This window comes from Achromobacter sp. NCFB-sbj8-Ac1-l (genome assembly GCF_052695805.1).
In genome coordinates, this window is the sequence record NZ_CP199812.1 from 5,942,048 (window position 1) to 5,959,136 (window position 17,089).

Here is a 17,089-nt window from a genome sequence, read left to right on the forward strand (position 1 = left end):
ATTGTTCATCTCGCGGGCTGCGATCGAGCACCGGGCGCACGCCCTATCGCACTCCCTGTTGAAAGGCCCGCGTAAAGAAGTCCGCCGCGCCGAAATTGCCGGACTTCAAGACAACGCTCAGGCGCGCCCGCACCGCCTGGGCGTGGCCGGCGCACCAGGGCACGCCCGGGTCGATCTGTTCGCCGATGGCCAACTGCGTCAACCCCAAGGCCTGCACCACCGCCCCCGAGGTTTCGCCGCCCGCGACGATCAACTGGCGCACGCCCTGCGCCGCCAGGCCTTTGGCGATCTGCGCCAGCGCCGTCTCGATCAGCGCCCCGGCGTGCGCGGCGCCCAGGGCGGCTTGCGTCGCTTGCACGGCGTCGGGCCGGGCGGTGGAATAGATCAGCACCGGTCCGTCCGCCAGCCGCGACGTGGCCCAGGCCAGGGCCTCGGCCACGACCGCCGCGACGCCGCCATCGGCCGCGATGCGCAACGGATCCAGCGCCCAGGCCGGCCGCCCGGTTTCGATAAAGGCCGCGACCTGGCCCTGCGTGGCGGTGGAGCAACTGCCCGCCACCACGGCTTGCAAGCCGGGCTCGCGCGCCAGGCCGGCCGCCGAGCCGGGGGCCAAGCCCCAGTTGGCGGGCAGGCCGATGGCCACGCCGGAACCGGCCGTGACCAATGGCATGCCTTGCAGCGCCGGGCCCAAGACCAGCAGGTCGTCATTGGAAATCGCATCCACGATGGCGATCTCCACGCCCTCGGCTTGCAGTTCGCCGATGCGCACACGGATGGCGTCACGGCCGCGCGCCACCACCGTGTAGTCGATCAGCCCGACACGACGTCGCGTCTGTGCGGACAGCACCCGTACCAGGTTCGGGTCGGTCATCGGCGTCAGCGGGTGGTTCTGCATGCCCGATTCGCTCAGCAGCACGTCGCCCGCGTACAGGTAGCCCTTGAACACGGTGCGCTTGTTGTCCGGAAAGGCGGGGGTAGCGATGGTGAAGGGCGTATCCAGCGCCGTCATCAGGGCGTCGATGACCGGCCCGATATTGCCTTGCGGCGTGCTGTCGAAGGTGGAGCAGTACTTGAAATAGATCTGCTCGGCGCCCTGCGACCGCAGCCACGCCAGGGCCGCCAATGACTGCGCCACCGCCTCGGCGGGGTCGATGGTACGCGTCTTCAGCGCCACCACCACTGCGTCCGCCGGGTCGTCCAGCGGCGCAGCCGGCACGCCAATGGCCTGCACCGTACGCATGCCGGCACGCACCAGATTGTTGCCCAGGTCGGTGGCGCCGGTGAAGTCATCGGCGATGCAGCCCAGTCTGATCGTCATGGCGACTCCGGCAAGGTGATGCCCGGAAAGATCTTGATGACCGCGCTGTCGTCTTCGCCGCCATGCCCCGCGGTCGAAGCCTGCATGAACATCTGGTGCGCGGTGGACGCCAGCGGCAGCGGAAACTTGCTGTGGCGCGCGGTATCGAGCACCAGGCCCAGGTCCTTGACGAAGATGTCCACCGCCGACAACGGTGTGTAGTCGCCCGCCAGCACGTGCGGCATGCGGTTCTCGAACATCCAGCTGTTGCCCGCGCTGTGAGTGATGACGTCGTACAGCGCCTCGGCGTCCACGCCCGCCCGCAGGCCCAGCGCCATGGCTTCGGCGGCGGCCGCAATATGCACGCCGGCAAGCAACTGGTTGATGATCTTGACCTTGCTGCCGGCGCCGGCGCGATCGCCCAGCCGGTACACCTTGCCCGCCATGGATTGCAGCACGTCGCCGCAGGCCGCATAGGCGGCGGCGGTGCCCGCCGTCATCATCGTCATCTGGCCCGCGGCGGCCTTGGCCGCGCCGCCCGAGATGGGCGCATCCAGGTAGTGGATGCCCAGCGCCGCCAGACGCGCTTCCAGCGCGGCCGACCAGGTCGGGTCCACGGTGGAGCACATGACGAACACGCCGCCCGGCCGCAGCGTCGACGCGATGCCGCCTGCGCCGAACAGCACGGCTTCGGTCTGCTGCGCGTTCACGACCACGCTGACTACCACGTCGCAGCCGGCCGCCAAGTCCGCCAACGTCGCACACGCCACGCCGCCCTGTTCGGCAAACGCCGCGGCCACGCCGGGGCGGATGTCGTAGGCATGCACGCGGCATCCGGCGCGCCGCAGGCTGGCGGCGATGCCCGCGCCCATGGCGCCCAGGCCGATCACGCCGACAGGGCGCGGGGATGGCACATCTGTTGTCATAACGTTCCCCGCAGGTCGTCGCCGATGTAGGCGCGGATGATGTCCCCAAAGCTGGCGTCGCCCGTCAGCCCCAGCCGGGCGGCGCGCGCCGTATCCCAGCGGCCCGGCCAGCTGCCGACGATGGCTTCGACCCGCGGATCCGCCTTCCAGCTGATGCGGTCGGCCACGGCGTCGCCCGCAATGTCGCGTAGCGCCTGCGTCATCTCGGCGACCGTCACCGACACGCCTGGCAGGTTGACGGGCCGGCGGTCCGCCACGGCTTCGGCACTCAGTTCGCAGCCCGCGATCAACGCCTGCACCGCACGGCGCGGCGACAGCAGCCACAGGCGCGTGCCCGCGCCCACCGGGCACACGGACGGCTCGCCATTCAGGGGCTCGCGGATGATGCCGCTGGCGAACGAGGACGCTGCCGCGTTGGGCCGCCCCGGTCGCACGCTGATGGTGGGCAGGCGCAACGCCAGGCCGTCGACGAAGCCGCGGCGCGTGTAGTCGGCCAGCAGCAGTTCGGCAATGGCCTTTTGCGTGCCGTAGGAAGACTGCGGATTCAACGCGGTATCGTCGCGCACCGTGTCGGACAACGCACCACCGTAGACGGCGACCGAACTGGTGAAGACCACGCGCGGCCGGTGACCTCGCAAGCGGCAGGTGTCCAGCAGCGCGCGCGAGGCGTCCAGGTTGATGCGCATGCCCAGGTCGAAATCGGCCTCGGCCTGTCCGCTGACGATCGCGGCCAGGTGAAAGATCGCGGCGGTGTCGGTGTCGATCAGTGATTCCAGCACTGCGGGGTCGGCCACGTCGCCCTTGACCGAACGCACCCGGGTGTCGTTGATCGCGTCGGTCTGCACGACGTCCAGCAGGTCGATCTGCGTGATGGGTTCAGGCGCCGCGCCGCCCAGCGCCAGGAGGCCCTGCTCAAGCAGCTTGCGTGCCAAGCGCTGGCCCAGGAAGCCGGCGCCGCCGGTGATCAGTATTTTCATGCCTTGCCTCCCGCGAGTGGGGGTTGGGAGTAGCGCGCCCCGAACACCGTGCGCAATTCTTCAATGGCGGCCTCGGACAAGGGCGACGGCCTGGGGTCGGACATCAGCCACAGGCGCGCCGTTTCTTCCAGTTCTTCCAGCGCGAACGAGGCTTGCGACACCGAGCGTTCCCACACCACCGGCCCCAGGCGTTCGAACAGCACGCCGCGCACTTGCGCCGCCAGCGCCGCCACCTGTTCCGCCGCAACGGGATCGCCCGGCCGGCGATAGGGAATGAGCGGAATGCGGCCCACCTTCATGACCTGATACGGCGTGACCGGCGGCAGCACCTCGTCCGGGCGCCACACGCCGGCCAGCGTCAGCGCCACCAGATGGGTCGAATGGGTGTGCACCACGCCACGCGTGGCGGGGTCGGCCTGGTAGATGCCCTGGTGCAACGCCAATGTCTTGGACGGCTTGCCGCCCGATACGTGTTGCCCGGCAAGATCGACCTTGGCCAGGTCGGCCGGATCGAGCCGGCCCAGGCACGCATCGGTAGGCGTGATCAGCCAGCCATCGTCGAGCCGGGCGCTGATGTTGCCGGCGGCCCCCACCGTGTAGCCGCGCTGGTACAGGCTGGCGCCAACGGTGCAGATTTCTTCACGGACCTGCGATTCTGATGTCATATGGTCATCATACAAATCTTGCCGAAAATCCCGATAGCGGGATTACCCGGAAAGCCAGGCCGCGGGCGACCGCCCTGAAGACGGTCCTACAGCGAGTATTTGTATTTGCAGTTCAACGTGGCCTTGAGCGGATTGGCGGCGCCTGGCGCGACGGTTACGCCCGGGCGCGGCCCCGACAGCTTGGCCTGGAAGGTGCCCGCCACGTCGCCGTTGTCCTGCTTTTTCACCGTGACGCTGGCCGGCAAGGCGTACAGCGTCAGCGGCCAATCCTCATACGGCGCGACCAGCGTGAAGATGCCCTGCGGAAAATCGGCCACCACGTAGCCCGGCTGCTTGTCGATGTCGAAGGTCATTTTGGCCCCGACGTAGGTCAGGACCACGTTGAGCTCGTCCGACGACGGCGACGGCACCACGCCCCGCAGGGCGACCTTGCCGCTTTCCGAGACACAGGACAGTTCGGCCGGCGCCGAGCCGGCGTGGGCAACGCCCGCCAGCAACAGGCCGGACAGGAAGAAAGAGGCGTGCAGTTTCATGGGGCAGGGTTCCCTTGCGGCGGCCGGGCCGATCCACGGCCGCCCTGGATGAGCCGCCATAGTAGCGGGCGAATGCCGATGAAACCAACGGCTGAATACAACTCGTAATGCCCTGCCCCGCCCGGCCCGGCTAGGATGCCGGCATTGCCCGTACGCTTCCTGGAGAATCCCCCATGACCGGTTTCCGATCCCTCGCCTGCGCCGCGCTGCTGATGCTGGCGCCCGCCGCCCTGGCCGAGACCGTGACACTGCAAGCCGAAAGCGCCACCGCCGGCACGGATCAGGTCACGTCGATGCGCTTCGTCGATGTTGTGCTCAAACCCGGCAGCCGCCAGGCCCTGGCCGACTTCACCCGCAACCGCGTGGGCAAGCGCGTGCAGCTGCGCTCGAACGGCGTGCTGCTGTCGTCGGCCACGCTGCAAAGCCCGCTGGAGGGCGACAGCTTTCGCATCGCGGCGGGCGAGCACGGCTTTGCGGGCAAGTCGGCCGAAGAGATCGCCAAGGGCATCATGGCCGGCGATGGACTGACGGTGGATGACGACGGCACGGCGTCGAGCGACTGGGGTACCCGGCCAAGCAAGCGCCCTGCCACGCAGGCGCCCGGCACCTGAGGCTGTGCCCGACGCCGCGTCGACGCGTTCCCGGAGCGCCATCATCCTGAAGGCGCGCGGGAGAGAATGGCCGCAATGACTCTTCGGAACAGAGAACTTAGCGGCTGACGAAGAATATGCCGACGGCAATCAGGGTTGCGCCCAGCATTCGCGCACCCGTCACCGCCTCGTTGCCAAAAAAAATGCCGTACCCCACCACGCCTGCAATGGAAATTGCAACCATCAGCGGGTATGCCAAAGATAATTCGAGTTTGCGCAGAGCGAGCGCGTACAGACCAAAGCCCAGTCCATAGGAGCCAATAGCGACGGCATAAGGCAACAGGGTGCCGACAGACCAGAGGGGCCTTTCGCTACCCACGGCGCCATAGGCCCCCACTTTTAGAGCAATGCTGGCGATCACACTGCAAAGCGCGCTAAGGGCCAGCCAGAGATAAGACATATTGTTCCCCCGCGGGGATAGAAAAGTGAAAAAAGGTGCCTGACTGTCATCTCGGGCCCGGGAAATCAATCCACGAGCCGCGATCAGGCATCCGCCTTCGTCGTGCCGCGGCGCCCTTGATGAGGCTTCCCTTTGAACCATGCGTGGTCAGCAGCTTCAAGCATCGCGTAGTCACCCGCGCTGTCGCCATAGGCATGAAGTTCAATCTGATCCAACGGTCCGACTTGCTCTTGCAAACGCCGTACTTTTTCACTGCCCCAGCAGTTCGGCGTGGCAAATCGTCCGGTCAGCAACCCCGTCTGTCCAACTTCAAGCTGCGTGCAGACGAGCGCATCGAATCCCAGCCTGGACGCCATTGCTTCCAAGTACACGTCGGGCGATGCACTGACCATAACGCAATGATGACCGGCCTGCTTATGCCATTTGAGCCGCTCCAACACATCTGGCCGCAATGGAATGCCAGCAATCCAGTCTTTTGCGATGCCCTGCAATACCGCCTTGTCCTTTCCCGCCAACGCTGCACCGATCAGGCGTTGCTTGGCCGCCTCATTGGACATGCGTCCCAGCGCGAACAGGGCAAGCTCGCGAGAAGACCTGGCAATCGCGAGGCCCAGCCCTCCAAAACCACACGACCTGCGCAGGAAAGGAATCAGCGTGTCTCGATAGGTAATCGTGCCATCAAAATCAAAAGCTGCGACTGTTTTCATATCAACGTTACTTTGCACGCGCTGCCACCTGGTCCATCGGGCGGCGCGTGTGTTTATCTCACAGACATGATCGCAACTACGGCAGTGACCCAGCAGATCGCCGCCAGCAGCATGGGCACATCCTTGAACAGATCTTTACTCGTATCCTCGCCTTTGCCTTGGTGATGGATCAGATAGAGATAGCGAAAAATCCCGAATATGACTATGGGCATGGTCCATATCAAATTCTGCGTACGATGCATCGCAACGGTCGCGCTATCGACTGTGTACAAGCCATAAGTAATAACCGTACCCGCAGCACAAATAGAAATGAACTTGTCCAGCAAGGGCAACGAATAGTTATCAAGGCTTTTGCGCGATCGATTACCAGTTTTTTGAGCGGTGGCCAGTTCAGCCCGGCGTTTACCAAAACCCAGAAACAGAGTGATCATCATCCCCGTGATCAGCAACCAACGTGAAGGCGCCAGGCCAATACCGACGGTACCAGCCAGCAGTCGCATCATGAACCCCCCAAAGATGCAAAAGACATCCACGATGACTTCATGCTTGAGCCACAGCGTGTAAGCCACGTTGATTAAGAGGTAGCCACAGACAAATACCAACACCTTGATTGATGCCGCGTATCCCGCTGCCAGGGCCAACGCAACAAGCAGTACCCCGATGGCTATCGCCACCGGCTGGCTGACGAGCCCGGCCGCCAATGGCCGGAATCGCTTCTTAGGATGCTGCCGATCGGCCTCCACGTCTTTGCAGTCATTCAGGACATAGACGGCACTGGCGGCACAGCAGAAAGCGATGAAGGCTAGTCCCGCGTCCAACCAGGTAGCTCGCGATATCCACTGGAAGGAAAACAACACCCCGACCAAGACAAAGCCATTCTTGATCCATTGATGCGGACGCAGCAAACCAACAATCGCTTTAATTTTCATGGTTATTCTTGACAACTCAAAAACAAGACAAAAAATGATTCAATCTCGTTCGTACGAGATGCCAATATTCAAATCGACAAATCTGCCCTTGTTTTTTTCGTAATACTCTTTATCAACCTTTTCATATTCCATCCCCAATCTCTCGATGAGCAAATCGGTGACAAAAATTCCTTGATATATTTTCAGCTTCTTTCCTTTCAACGACTGACCAGCAGCCTTCAAATAGGCATTGGTCGGGGCATGAACATGAATCCAGCTCCAGAGCAGCAAGCCAATATTTGTAGCCATGGCAAGCACCAACAGGGCCGGGGCCAACCACGCCAATTTGAATCGGAATTCACGCATGCTGATTATTGGAATCAGAGGGAACATCCAAATGATTGGCGAATATCTAGCCCACCAAGAATGAGGATTGACCACAACCGCCATAAAAATCATAAACGTCAGCGGACCAGCCACCTTCCAATTCAGCCGCAGCACGCAGAAGGACAACAGCGTCAGCACAAGCGCCAAGGAGAACAACGGCCCGAATCCGCCAATTCTAAGGTCAGTCCTCCAGAACTCAAGGACTTCCCTCTTGGACACTTGCCCAGGGACTTTCAGCGTTGGCTCAGCCTTGGAAACAGCTATCAGCAAGTCTTCGCTTTTTGAAAATAACGAAAGAAATAGATTATGGAACCTATTATTCTGCGGAAATCCAAATGGGGAATTGTCAGATATGATATCAACGGCCTTCTCACCCATCAGGGGATATAATATATGCCGATCATTCTTCAAATTCTGGACATACGGGCTGAACCCGAACACCCCAATCCCTAATACACAAAACACGGCAAACGGCAGGCCTACTTTTCTGATGACAGGGATAAAACTTCTTGTCTGCAACAAGACTGCCAGCCCTAAATACAGGAAAGCGGCACCAACCAGAATAATGCCAGAAGCCTTCACGTTCACAGCGAACACGGCACTCGCTACGAAAATCACACGGTCCTGCAGCCTATTTTCTCGAACCACCAACATGGCCGACAGAAACAGCAGAATACCAAAGGCACCCAGCGCCGCATCATTGTAATAAGAGAAAAACTGAACGAGCGCAACGGGATTAAAGAATGCGACTAACGCCACGATCAGCGATAGCATTCGGCCGCGACCTACTTCTCGACAAAATCCATACAAATAAGCAGCTGCCGCCCCTCCCAGCACGAAATGATAGGACGCACCTAACTCGGTACGTCCAAACCAAGAAACCAGAGTAGCGCCATAGAACCACGTGGCTTTCGCATAGGTATCGACCCATATATATCCTGTCGGCTCCGCCGCCGACAGAAAATTGGCCCCCTTCAACAGCGCGATAACGGCTCGCTGGTGGTACATGAGGCCATCCCAGCTGAGATCCAGGAACCAGGAAGATATATATAAAAGTGCTCCGAGTGCAATTAAGCATAACAACGGAGGAAGAACGCCCTTACGAATGCCGCCCAATGCGACGGACGAGACGACCGCACCGATCAACGCAATTGGAAACGCCAATTGCCGAGACACCCCGCCCACCGGGGCCATCTGGTTCAGCCATCCGAGGGCTACGCAAAACGCAAAGAATGATAATAAAAATAGAGCCAAATAGCGGGAAAAAGCACACTCATTTGAATCTAGTGTCGACAAAGTGGAATTTTTCATGGCCGGGATTTTAGCATGATCCAGAAAATTCAATTGCCATGTTTAATAGATTAAATAATATATTAATAAAACCATTATCCACCACGAAACAACTGGCATTTTCACGCGATCTTTCCTGCCTGACACAACCAAATACAGATGATCAGACAAGCTTTTCACACCACACCCCCCTCCCCCTCAGGCAACGCGGCTTCGTGCAGTCTGCACCCAGCAAACAGCGCGAGCGCAGCGCGCAGAATGCCGGGGAATGCACCGAGCGGCGACGAACCCCGCTAGATCCGCAATAAAACGCCAATGACGCCGCCCCGTGCCCGTACACTCGCACAAGATTCATTGAGCAAGATCATGGTGCGCACCGCACCGCTTCGAATAGGCTTGAGTGCAATATGAAAGGCAAGTCCGCGCCGACCAAGGATGGCTATTTGTTTTCCGATCAGATCGGTCACCTGCTGCGCCGTGTCTATCAACGGCATACCGCTCTGTTCCAGCAGTTCATCCCGGACTCGCAGCTGACCGCCGCGCAGTTCGTGGTGCTGTGTTCGGTGCGGGACAACGGCGCCAGCTCGCTGGTCGACCTGGTCAAGTCCACCGTGATCGACCAGGCCACCGTGCGGGGCGTGGTCGACCGGCTCAAGCAACGCGAATTGGTGCAGGTCGAGCACGACCAGCAAGACCGCCGCAAGGTCGTCATCAACCTGACGCCCGCCGGCCACGAGCTGGTGCGGCAGATGGAACCCTTTGCCAAGCAGATCACCGAAGGCACCTTCGGCAAGCTCAATCCCGCCGAACGCCTGGCGCTGGTGTTCCTGCTCAAGAAGATGCTGGAGAACGACGCAGGACCCGACGACGCCGGTTAAGACGCCGCGCGGGCCCCGGCCCCTTAGTCCAGCGCGCGGTTGCGCGACTCCACGTCCACCGCCCAGATCGATACGGCGCCTGCCAGCAGCATGCTGGCCAGCACCACCAGCGACAGCGTGAAATGATTGGCCATCAGCGGCGCGATGATGGCCGGCGCGAACAGTCCGCCAAAACGCGCCACGGCGCCCGCCATGCCCATGCCGCTGGCGCGCAGGTCCGTCGGATAGACCTCGGGCGTGAACGCATACAGTGCGCCCCACGTGCCCAACAGCGAAAAGCTCATCAGCAAGGTCGACCCCACCACCACCGCCGGCGCCGTGCCCAGGCTGTACAGCATGCAGCCCACCGCGCTCAAGAGCAGGAAGCCAACCAGCGTGGGCTTGCGGCCCCAGCGCTCGACCCCGTAGGCCGACAGGGCAAAGCCGGGCAACTGCACCAGCGCCAGCAGCACCAGGAATTCCTGGCCACGCATGAAGGCAAAGCCTTCGCTGCTGAGCTTGACCGGCAGGTAGACGAACACGCCGTAGTAGGCGATGGAAATCAACGCCCAGGCCAGGAACAACGCCAGGCTGCGACGGCGGTAATCGGCCGAGAACAAGGCCGACAGCGGCTTGCGGGCCTGCAGTTCGGGTTGCAGCGCAGGAATCTCGGCGTTACGGCCATTGACCCGGGCCACGCGTTCCAGCACCTTGCGCGCCTGGTCGGACTTGCCGTTGCGGTTCAGGTACATCGGCGATTCGGGGATGTAGAAGCGCAGCACCACGCCGATCAAGGCCGGCAGGCCGGTCACGAAGAAGATCACGCGCCAGGCGTCATCGCCCCACGACACGGCGGCCAGCGCCAGCAGCGCCAGGCAGATCGTGCCGACGGCCCAGAACGATTCCAGCAGCACCAGCCAGCGGCCGCGACGATCGCTGGGCAGGAACTCGGCCATCATGGTGTAGTCCACCGGCAGCGTGCCGCCCACGCCGATGCCCGTCACGAAACGCAGCAACAGCAGCCAGCTCAGTTCCGGCGCAAAGGCCGAAGCGACGCCCGCGCAGGCATCGATGATGACGGCCATCATCAGCACCGGCCGGCGGCCGATGCGGTCGGCCAGGCGGCCGAAGACAAAGGCGCCGATCAGCATGCCGACGAAAAAGGCGGTACCGGTCTGCAAGGCCTGCGGCACCGTCACGCCAAACGTCTTGGCGATCGACGGCGCCGAAAAGCCGATGGACAGCACCTGCATCGCGTCGGCCAGCCAGACCAGGCCGAAGATCACGAACAAGCGGTACTGGAACTTCCCGACACCCGCTAGCTGGATGCCTTTTTCCACGGAAACAAATGAACCTGTCATGAGAGGACTCCCCTTGTATTGAGCGAATTCAACGGCGCAAGCGTTCCCCTCGGCGCCAAATCCGGGCCGATACGAGCCGCATGTTCATGGCTGTGCAACATGGCCGGCGGCATGTGCACAGTGGCGGGCAGATGTGCCCTGGTGCTTCCCCTTGCTGCTACGGCGCGTGCTCGCGCAGCGTGCTAATCATCTTCAAATCCACTGGCCAGTGCTTTTCCTCCGGCGCAAATCGCTCGCGCAAATATTCGATCAAGTCCGCCACCTGCCGATCGTCCAGGCTGTCCTTGAAGCCGGGCATGTAGCCAAGCTCGTCGTTGGCGGGTGCCTGGATGCCGTGCAGGATCACCTGGATCAGGTTGTCGGGCGTGGCGGCATGCAGATTGGTGTTCAGGCCCAGCAGCGGCTTGGCGCCGAACAGCGTGGGACCGCTGCCTGCCTCGTGGCAGGCAGCGCAGGCATTCTGGTAGAGGCGTTCGCCCTTGACGTTGCGCACCTGGCCGGACAGCTCCGCAAAGCGCGCCGGCTGCGGCGCAGCCTGGGCCGTGACCACAGCGGGCCCGGACGCGGGGAAGGGTTGCGGTGCGGGAGCGGGCTGGGGTGGCGCCTGCATGGTGGCTGCCTGCGTCGGGGCGCGGGTTGCCACTGCTTGCTCCGGCGCATTCGAGGTGGCCGGCCCGGGCTGGTCCATCAAGTACGTCGCGATCGCCCGCACATCGCTCTCGGGCAACTGCGCCAACCCGTGGATCACGGGCGCCATCGGGCCCGCGGCCACGCCATGGCGGGGTGAATAGCCCGTGCGCAGATATTGGGTCAGGCCTTCGCGGGTCCAGGGCAGCTTGCCGTCGGCCAGCCGGTTCAGGGGCGGCGCGGTCCAGCCTTCGGCTTCGCCGCCGGCCAGGTAATCCAGGCCGCCCTTTTCCGCCCCCAGCGCGTTGCGCGGAGAATGGCAGGCGGCACAATGGCCAGCGCCCTGCACCAGGTAGGCGCCGCGGTTCCATTCAAAGCTGTAGTCGGGATCGGGGGTATACGGCGCGGCGTCGTGGAACAGCAGGTTCCAGCCGGCGATCATCGGGCGCAGGTTGTACGGAAACGCCAGCCGCGTCTCGGGCGGCGTGGATGCCACCGCCGGCTGCGACATCAGGTAGCCATACAACGCCTGCATATCGGCGTCGGTGAGCTTGGCGAAAGCCGTGTACGGAAACGCGGGGTACAACTGGCGACCATCCTGGTGGATGCCCTGCCGCATGGCGCGATCAAAGGCCGCAAATGACCAGCGTCCGATGCCGGTGTCATGGTCCGGCGTGATATTGGTGGAATACACCGTGCCGAAGGGCGTTTCCAGCGCAAAGCCACCGGCGTTGGGCGCGCCGCCCGGCGCCGTATGGCAGACCACGCAATCGCCAGCCGCCGCCACCAGCCGGCCGCGTGCGATGGCCTGCGGGGAATACAGCGACACATCCGGCCCTGCCGTCAGCGGCAACGCCGGCTTGGCCGGCCACGCCATGACGGCCAGGCCCGCCAACCCGGCCGCTGCGGCCGTGGCCCAGCCCCAGCTGCGGCGCCAAAGCTTGCCCGCGGGCGCGGTCTCGCGTCCGGCCAGCGCCAGGCGCAGTTGCTCGGACCGGAACGGCGCCTGCCGCAGGCGCACACCGGTGGCATCCTGGATGGCATTGGCAATGGCGGCCGCGGCGGGCAACGTCATCACGCCATCCAGCGCCAGACGCCCCTGCGTCAATGGGCCCACCGTGTTGGCGTCAAGGCCGGTCAGGTCGTTGCGCGCCTCGCGGGCGGTCAGCGCGTGGGTTGCCGACGCGGCCGGGTCTGGCGCCGACGCTGCCGCAGCCCCCCAATCGTCAAAGGCTGCGGGTGCAGCCAGCAGCCGCCGCGCGTCTTGCAGGCATTGCGGCGCTTGATGCGTGATCTCTCGTTGCATCGGCGCGCCCTGCGCCGCTTGCAGATGCCGGCTGTCATGGCCGGCCACCACGCGGGTCACTTCGATATGGCCGGTCTGCGGCTGCACGGCCACTTCGGCCACCCAGGCGCTCCACACCATCTGGTCGGCGCCCGAGTCATCCACGCCCTGCGCCGCGGCGGTGGCGAAGCCGCGTCCCCACAAGCGGCCGTCGGCCCCCTGGGCCATGCCGCCGCCGATGACCGACGCCTGCTCGGCCACCTGCATGGCCAGATCGCGGCCCGGGCCTTCCGGCAGTTGCTGCAGCCGCCACGCCAGCGGGTCCACGCCCTGCGCCAGCGCCTGCTCGTGCCACAGGCTTTCCTGTGCGAACACCTGCGCGGCATTCAGGTCGTGCACCCCGGCGTGCACGGGTGCCGAAGCCGACCGGGGCGACTGCACGGCGAAATCGGTGCGTACCGTGGCCTGCGCGCTGGCCGAGGCGATGCTCGGCTGGCTCAGCAGGCGGGCCAGGCTGGGGCGCACGGCCCACGGCGCGTTCGCCACGAAACCCTGGTGTGCCGGTTGCCCACGTGGGATGTCCGGCGCGGCGACGGCGCCGCGCGCCGCATCGGTTGGCATTGCCGGGGCAACGTCTGCGGCGTCACTGTTCGTGGGATCGATGACGGTCGCTGGCGCAGCCGCCTGCACCACCCGCAACGCGAGTTCCCCGCCCGCGACGGCAACACACGCGACGCTCACCGGCCGGCCAATGGCCTGTGACAGCAGCGCCGCGTCCGCGGCGGCATCCAGCACGCTCAACGGATGCGGGGGCTGGCTGTCGGCGGCAGCCGCATCGTCGTGCCATACGGTCAGGCCGATGGCGGCTTCGGGACACTGCAGCAACTGGGCCAGTTCGCGCCGAACCTGACGCTGCACGTCCGGCGAGCAGGCCGGCAGCCATGCGCCCACGTGACCGTTCAGGCACCAGACGGCGACGCGCGCAGCGGGATGATTGTCATCGGCCGGCATACTCCAGCGATACGCATCCGCGTCGACGTCGCCCGCCGGGGCATGATTGGCCGGATGTCTGTCGGCGGCAACCCAGACCGGATTCAAGCCGGCCGCCGCCTGGCGTGCCTGCAACGGCGACGCGGCGATCACGCCGGCAAAGTGCCCCTGGTGCACCACCGCCACCACGCCCGCCATTTTCCTGGCACCCGCCAGATCGATGCTGGCCAGGCCGCGCCCGCGATAACGCGCGCCGTCCCAGGCCGCATCGGGGGCACGCAGGGTCAGGCCATGCAGCGTGTCGGGCGGCAACGTGGCGGGCGGGCCACCCACCGACGTCATCGAGGCGTGCAAGGGCCGATTCATGCCGCCCCGCCCGAGGTGCCGGCCAGCGCGGCCTTGGCCGCTTCCGCCTTCAATTGCACGGCCCGCCATGCGGCCTGCATGATTTCCACATGCGTGCCGCAGCGGCACAGGTTGTGGTGCAGCTCGCTGCGCACGTCCGCTTCGGACGGTTGCGGATTGCGACGCAGCAACGCTTCCACCGTCATGATCATGCCGTTCAGGCAGTAACCGCACTGCGCCGCCTGGCAGTCGATGAAAGCCTGCTGGGTGGGGCCGGGCTGTTCACGCGTGCCCAGGCCTTCCAGCGTGGTCACTTGTCGCCCCTGCGCGGCCCGCACCGGAATCACGCAGGAACGCGCCGCCACCCCGTCGATCAATACCGTGCAGGCGCCGCATTCACCCAGGCCGCAGCCGTACTTGGGTCCATTCAATTCCAGGTCGTTGCGCAACACGTGCAGCAGCGCCGTGTCGGGCGCGGCCGGCACTTCGCAGGCGCGGCCGTTGACCCGCAGGCGGATCGGGGACACGGCTCGGTCGGAATTGGCGGGGGTTCCCATGGCGTGGCAGGTCTTCAGGATGGCGGTGGGCGGCGGCTGCGCGGTTCGGGGAAAAACCCGTTTTCCTCGAACCCGTAAAAATATCAGGCCACGGCCTTGGCTGCCGGGTCAACCAGCGGCACCGAAAACACGTCGTAGCCGAAGCACCAAGACGGGTCTTCGTTGGTGCGCAGCCACGTATTGTCGTGCGAGATGCGCTGCACCTTGCTGGCGCGCTCGGCGCGGTTGGCCTCGTACAACGCGAAGGCCAGCTCGTGGTTGTGCACGCCCACCTCCTGGAAACACCGCGCCAGCATGGCGCCGTCTTCGATGGCCATGGCCGCCCCTTGCGCCATGTGCGGCTTCATCGGGTGGCAGGCATCGCCCAGCAGCACCAGGCGGCCGCGGCTCCAGAGCGGCAGCGGATCGCGTTCCAGCAGCGACCACTTGGTCACTTCCACGGTGGAATCGATCAGCGCCTGCACCGTCGGGTGCCAGCCCCGGAAGGCCTCGCGCATTTCTTCCTTGCTGCTGGCCAGCCAGCGGTCGTTCAAGTCCCAGTGCTCGACCGGCACGCCCGTCACGTAATAGAGCTCGTCGCGTTTGCTGGTGACGAAGTAGACCATCATGTGGCGGTCGTCGCTCCACCATTTCACGCAGTCGTCGAACGGCAGCATGCCGGCCTTGACCTGCGGGGTCGGGAACACCGCGCGATGTGCCAGGTAGCCCGCGTACTTGGGCAACTCCGGCCCCAGCAGCGCTTCGCGAATGCACGAATTCACGCCATCGGCGCCGATGACGATGTCGGCCTCTTCCGAGGTGCCGTCCGCGAAGTGCATCACCACGACGTCACCGCGGTCCTCGACCCGAGTCAGCTGTTTGCCATAGGCCATCACGCTGGACGGCAGCGCATCGATCAACAGCGCATGGAAGTCACCGCGGTGCACGGTGAGATACGAGGCACCGTAGTGCTTGACCGCGTAGTCCCCCAAGGGAATCTGCGCCAGCACGTCGCCCGTTTCCCAGTGACGGCTGTACCAGTAATCCGGATGCGAGCCCTGCGCATTCAGCGCGTCTTCGACGCCGATGCGGCGCAGGATCTTCATGACGTTGGGGCCCACGTGGATGCCGGCCCCCAGGCGCGAAAAGCCCGGCGCCTGCTCATAGACGCGAACGTTCAGGCCTTGCTGGAGCAGGAGCGACGCGGTGGCCGCGCCGCCAAGGCCGGCGCCGACGACAGCGATTCGAGGGAATTTGGACACGGATATCTCCTTGTAGCGTTTTGAAAATTAGCCCGTACACGCTTTAATTTTCGGGTCAGGCAGAGAACCAGATTAATCGTGCCCACATAGTGTTTACCCTTCCAAACTTGCACCAATAAAGGGCAAATTAGGTGAAAACCATGATGAAACTCATGTTGGCGATTCGATTCGATGCCTGCAAGAATAGAGCGTATACGCTGTTTTTCAATTAATCGAAAACCCTAGCCCGCCTACCGAGGCCTTCCATGAATCCGCCCACCAGCACCTATCTCTACGGCGCCCACGTCCACGCCAACGGCATCCGCCAGCACTATCTGCGCTACGGCGGCGAACGCGCGGGCCGCGACGCGGTCATCGTCATTCCCGGCATCACCAGCCCCGCCGCCACCTGGGGCTTCGTCGCCGAACGCCTGGGCCGCCAGTTCGACACCTATGTGCTGGACGTGCGCGGCCGGGGGCTGTCCTCATCCGGCCCCGACCTCGACTACGGCCTGGACGTGCAGGCGGCCGACGTGGTCGCACTGGCCGACGCCCTGGGCCTGGCGCGCTATGCGCTGGTCGGCCATTCCATGGGCGGGCGCATCGCGGTGCGCGCCGCCAGCCAGGCGCCGCAGGGGCTGACGCGCCTGGTCATCGTCGACCCGCCGGTATCCGGCCCCGGCCGGCGCGCCTACCCCGCCAACCTGGCCTGGTACGTGGATTCCATCCGCCAGGCCACGCACGGCATGAGCGCCGAGGACATGCGCGCGTTCTGCCCCACCTGGACCGACGAACAGCGCGCCCTGCGGGCCCAATGGCTGCACACCTGCTTCGAACCGGCCATCGTCCAGAGCTTCGAAGACTTCGGCCGCGACGACATCCACGCCAACCTGCCCGGCGTCACGGTGCCACTGCTGCTCATGACCGCCGAGCGCGGCGGCGTGGTCGGCGACGATGACGTGGCCGAATGGCAGGAACTGGCGCCGCAGACCCGGCACGTCCGGGTGCCCGATGCCGGCCACATGATTCCCTGGGACAACGAAGCGGGCTTTCATGCCGCCCTGGGCGACTTCCTGGGCGCCAAGGTGGCCTGACGCCGCACCGCCC

At 64.3% G+C, this 17,089-nt stretch carries 16 protein-coding genes; 3 read left to right on the forward strand and 13 right to left on the reverse strand.

Annotation, left to right across the window (positions count from 1 at the left end; genetic code table 11):
* Window positions 1-43: 43 nt before the first annotated feature.
* The 5 genes from otnK to ACUDP5_RS27285 form a co-directional block, all read right to left on the reverse strand.
* Window positions 44-1,318, reverse strand: coding sequence for a 3-oxo-tetronate kinase (otnK, locus tag ACUDP5_RS27265; RefSeq protein WP_445657723.1), 1,275 nt, complete (start codon window positions 1,316-1,318; stop codon window positions 44-46).
* On the reverse strand, window positions 1,315-2,223 hold the full coding sequence (ltnD, locus tag ACUDP5_RS27270; RefSeq protein WP_445657724.1) for an L-threonate dehydrogenase: 909 nt from the start codon (window positions 2,221-2,223) through the stop codon (window positions 1,315-1,317). Before ltnD ends, otnK begins: the two co-directional genes overlap by 4 nt.
* Window positions 2,220-3,200 carry a D-erythronate dehydrogenase gene (gene denD / locus ACUDP5_RS27275; protein WP_445657725.1) on the reverse strand — a complete coding sequence of 327 codons (981 nt, stop codon included), beginning with the start codon at window positions 3,198-3,200 and terminating at the stop codon, window positions 2,220-2,222. Before denD ends, ltnD begins: the two co-directional genes overlap by 4 nt.
* The gene (gene otnC, locus ACUDP5_RS27280) at window positions 3,197-3,865 is read right to left on the reverse strand and encodes a 3-oxo-tetronate 4-phosphate decarboxylase (RefSeq protein ID WP_445657726.1); all 669 of its coding nucleotides are present in this window, start codon (window positions 3,863-3,865) and stop codon (window positions 3,197-3,199) included. Before otnC ends, denD begins: the two co-directional genes overlap by 4 nt.
* Before the next feature lie 86 nt (window positions 3,866-3,951).
* Window positions 3,952-4,398, reverse strand: a complete 447-nt coding sequence (locus ACUDP5_RS27285; RefSeq protein ID WP_445657727.1) for a hypothetical protein — start codon at window positions 4,396-4,398, stop codon at window positions 3,952-3,954.
* A gap of 173 nt (window positions 4,399-4,571) precedes the next feature.
* Here ACUDP5_RS27285 and ACUDP5_RS27290 point away from each other — a divergent pair, with 173 nt between their 5' ends.
* Window positions 4,572-5,009, forward strand: coding sequence for a SecDF P1 head subdomain-containing protein (locus ACUDP5_RS27290; protein WP_445657728.1), 438 nt, complete (start codon window positions 4,572-4,574; stop codon window positions 5,007-5,009).
* Between the two features lie 97 nt (window positions 5,010-5,106).
* Here ACUDP5_RS27290 and ACUDP5_RS27295 read toward each other — a convergent pair whose 3' ends face one another.
* The 4 genes from ACUDP5_RS27295 to ACUDP5_RS27310 all read right to left on the reverse strand — a co-directional run bounded on the left by ACUDP5_RS27295 (window position 5,107) and on the right by ACUDP5_RS27310 (window position 8,761).
* A complete protein-coding gene (locus tag ACUDP5_RS27295) occupies window positions 5,107-5,448 on the reverse strand; it encodes a DMT family transporter (RefSeq protein ID WP_445657729.1) in 342 nt (113 codons plus the stop codon).
* Between the two features lie 83 nt (window positions 5,449-5,531).
* On the reverse strand, window positions 5,532-6,155 hold the full coding sequence (locus ACUDP5_RS27300) for an HAD family hydrolase (RefSeq protein WP_445657730.1): 624 nt from the start codon (window positions 6,153-6,155) through the stop codon (window positions 5,532-5,534).
* 53 nt (window positions 6,156-6,208) lie between these two features.
* The gene (locus ACUDP5_RS27305) at window positions 6,209-7,084 is read right to left on the reverse strand and encodes a decaprenyl-phosphate phosphoribosyltransferase (protein ID WP_445657731.1); all 876 of its coding nucleotides are present in this window, start codon (window positions 7,082-7,084) and stop codon (window positions 6,209-6,211) included.
* A gap of 39 nt (window positions 7,085-7,123) precedes the next feature.
* Complete coding sequence (locus tag ACUDP5_RS27310; protein ID WP_445657732.1) at window positions 7,124-8,761, reverse strand: hypothetical protein; 1,638 nt, start codon at window positions 8,759-8,761, stop codon at window positions 7,124-7,126.
* Between the two features lie 386 nt (window positions 8,762-9,147).
* Here ACUDP5_RS27310 and ACUDP5_RS27315 point away from each other — a divergent pair, with 386 nt between their 5' ends.
* Window positions 9,148-9,618 (forward strand): MarR family winged helix-turn-helix transcriptional regulator, encoded by a 471-nt coding sequence (locus ACUDP5_RS27315; RefSeq protein WP_263915154.1) that lies wholly within the window; start codon window positions 9,148-9,150, stop codon window positions 9,616-9,618.
* 23 nt (window positions 9,619-9,641) lie between these two features.
* On the opposite strand, the gene ACUDP5_RS27320 is transcribed toward ACUDP5_RS27315, so the two are convergent.
* The 4 genes from ACUDP5_RS27320 to ACUDP5_RS27335 all read right to left on the reverse strand — a co-directional run bounded on the left by ACUDP5_RS27320 (window position 9,642) and on the right by ACUDP5_RS27335 (window position 16,003).
* Window positions 9,642-10,958 (reverse strand): MFS transporter, encoded by a 1,317-nt coding sequence (locus ACUDP5_RS27320; protein WP_263915153.1) that lies wholly within the window; start codon window positions 10,956-10,958, stop codon window positions 9,642-9,644.
* A gap of 157 nt (window positions 10,959-11,115) precedes the next feature.
* Window positions 11,116-14,202: a c-type cytochrome gene (locus ACUDP5_RS27325; RefSeq protein ID WP_445659220.1), complete on the reverse strand. Its 3,087-nt coding sequence runs from the start codon at window positions 14,200-14,202 to the stop codon at window positions 11,116-11,118.
* Between the two features lie 20 nt (window positions 14,203-14,222).
* Window positions 14,223-14,762 (reverse strand): 2Fe-2S iron-sulfur cluster-binding protein, encoded by a 540-nt coding sequence (locus tag ACUDP5_RS27330; protein WP_263915151.1) that lies wholly within the window; start codon window positions 14,760-14,762, stop codon window positions 14,223-14,225.
* An 83-nt stretch (window positions 14,763-14,845) separates the two neighbouring features.
* Window positions 14,846-16,003, reverse strand: coding sequence for an FAD-dependent monooxygenase (locus tag ACUDP5_RS27335; RefSeq protein WP_263915150.1), 1,158 nt, complete (start codon window positions 16,001-16,003; stop codon window positions 14,846-14,848).
* Between the two features lie 245 nt (window positions 16,004-16,248).
* On the opposite strand from ACUDP5_RS27335, the gene ACUDP5_RS27340 reads away from it, so the two are divergent.
* On the forward strand, window positions 16,249-17,076 hold the full coding sequence (locus ACUDP5_RS27340) for an alpha/beta fold hydrolase (protein ID WP_445657733.1): 828 nt from the start codon (window positions 16,249-16,251) through the stop codon (window positions 17,074-17,076).
* The last annotated feature ends 13 nt before the right edge of the window (window positions 17,077-17,089 follow it).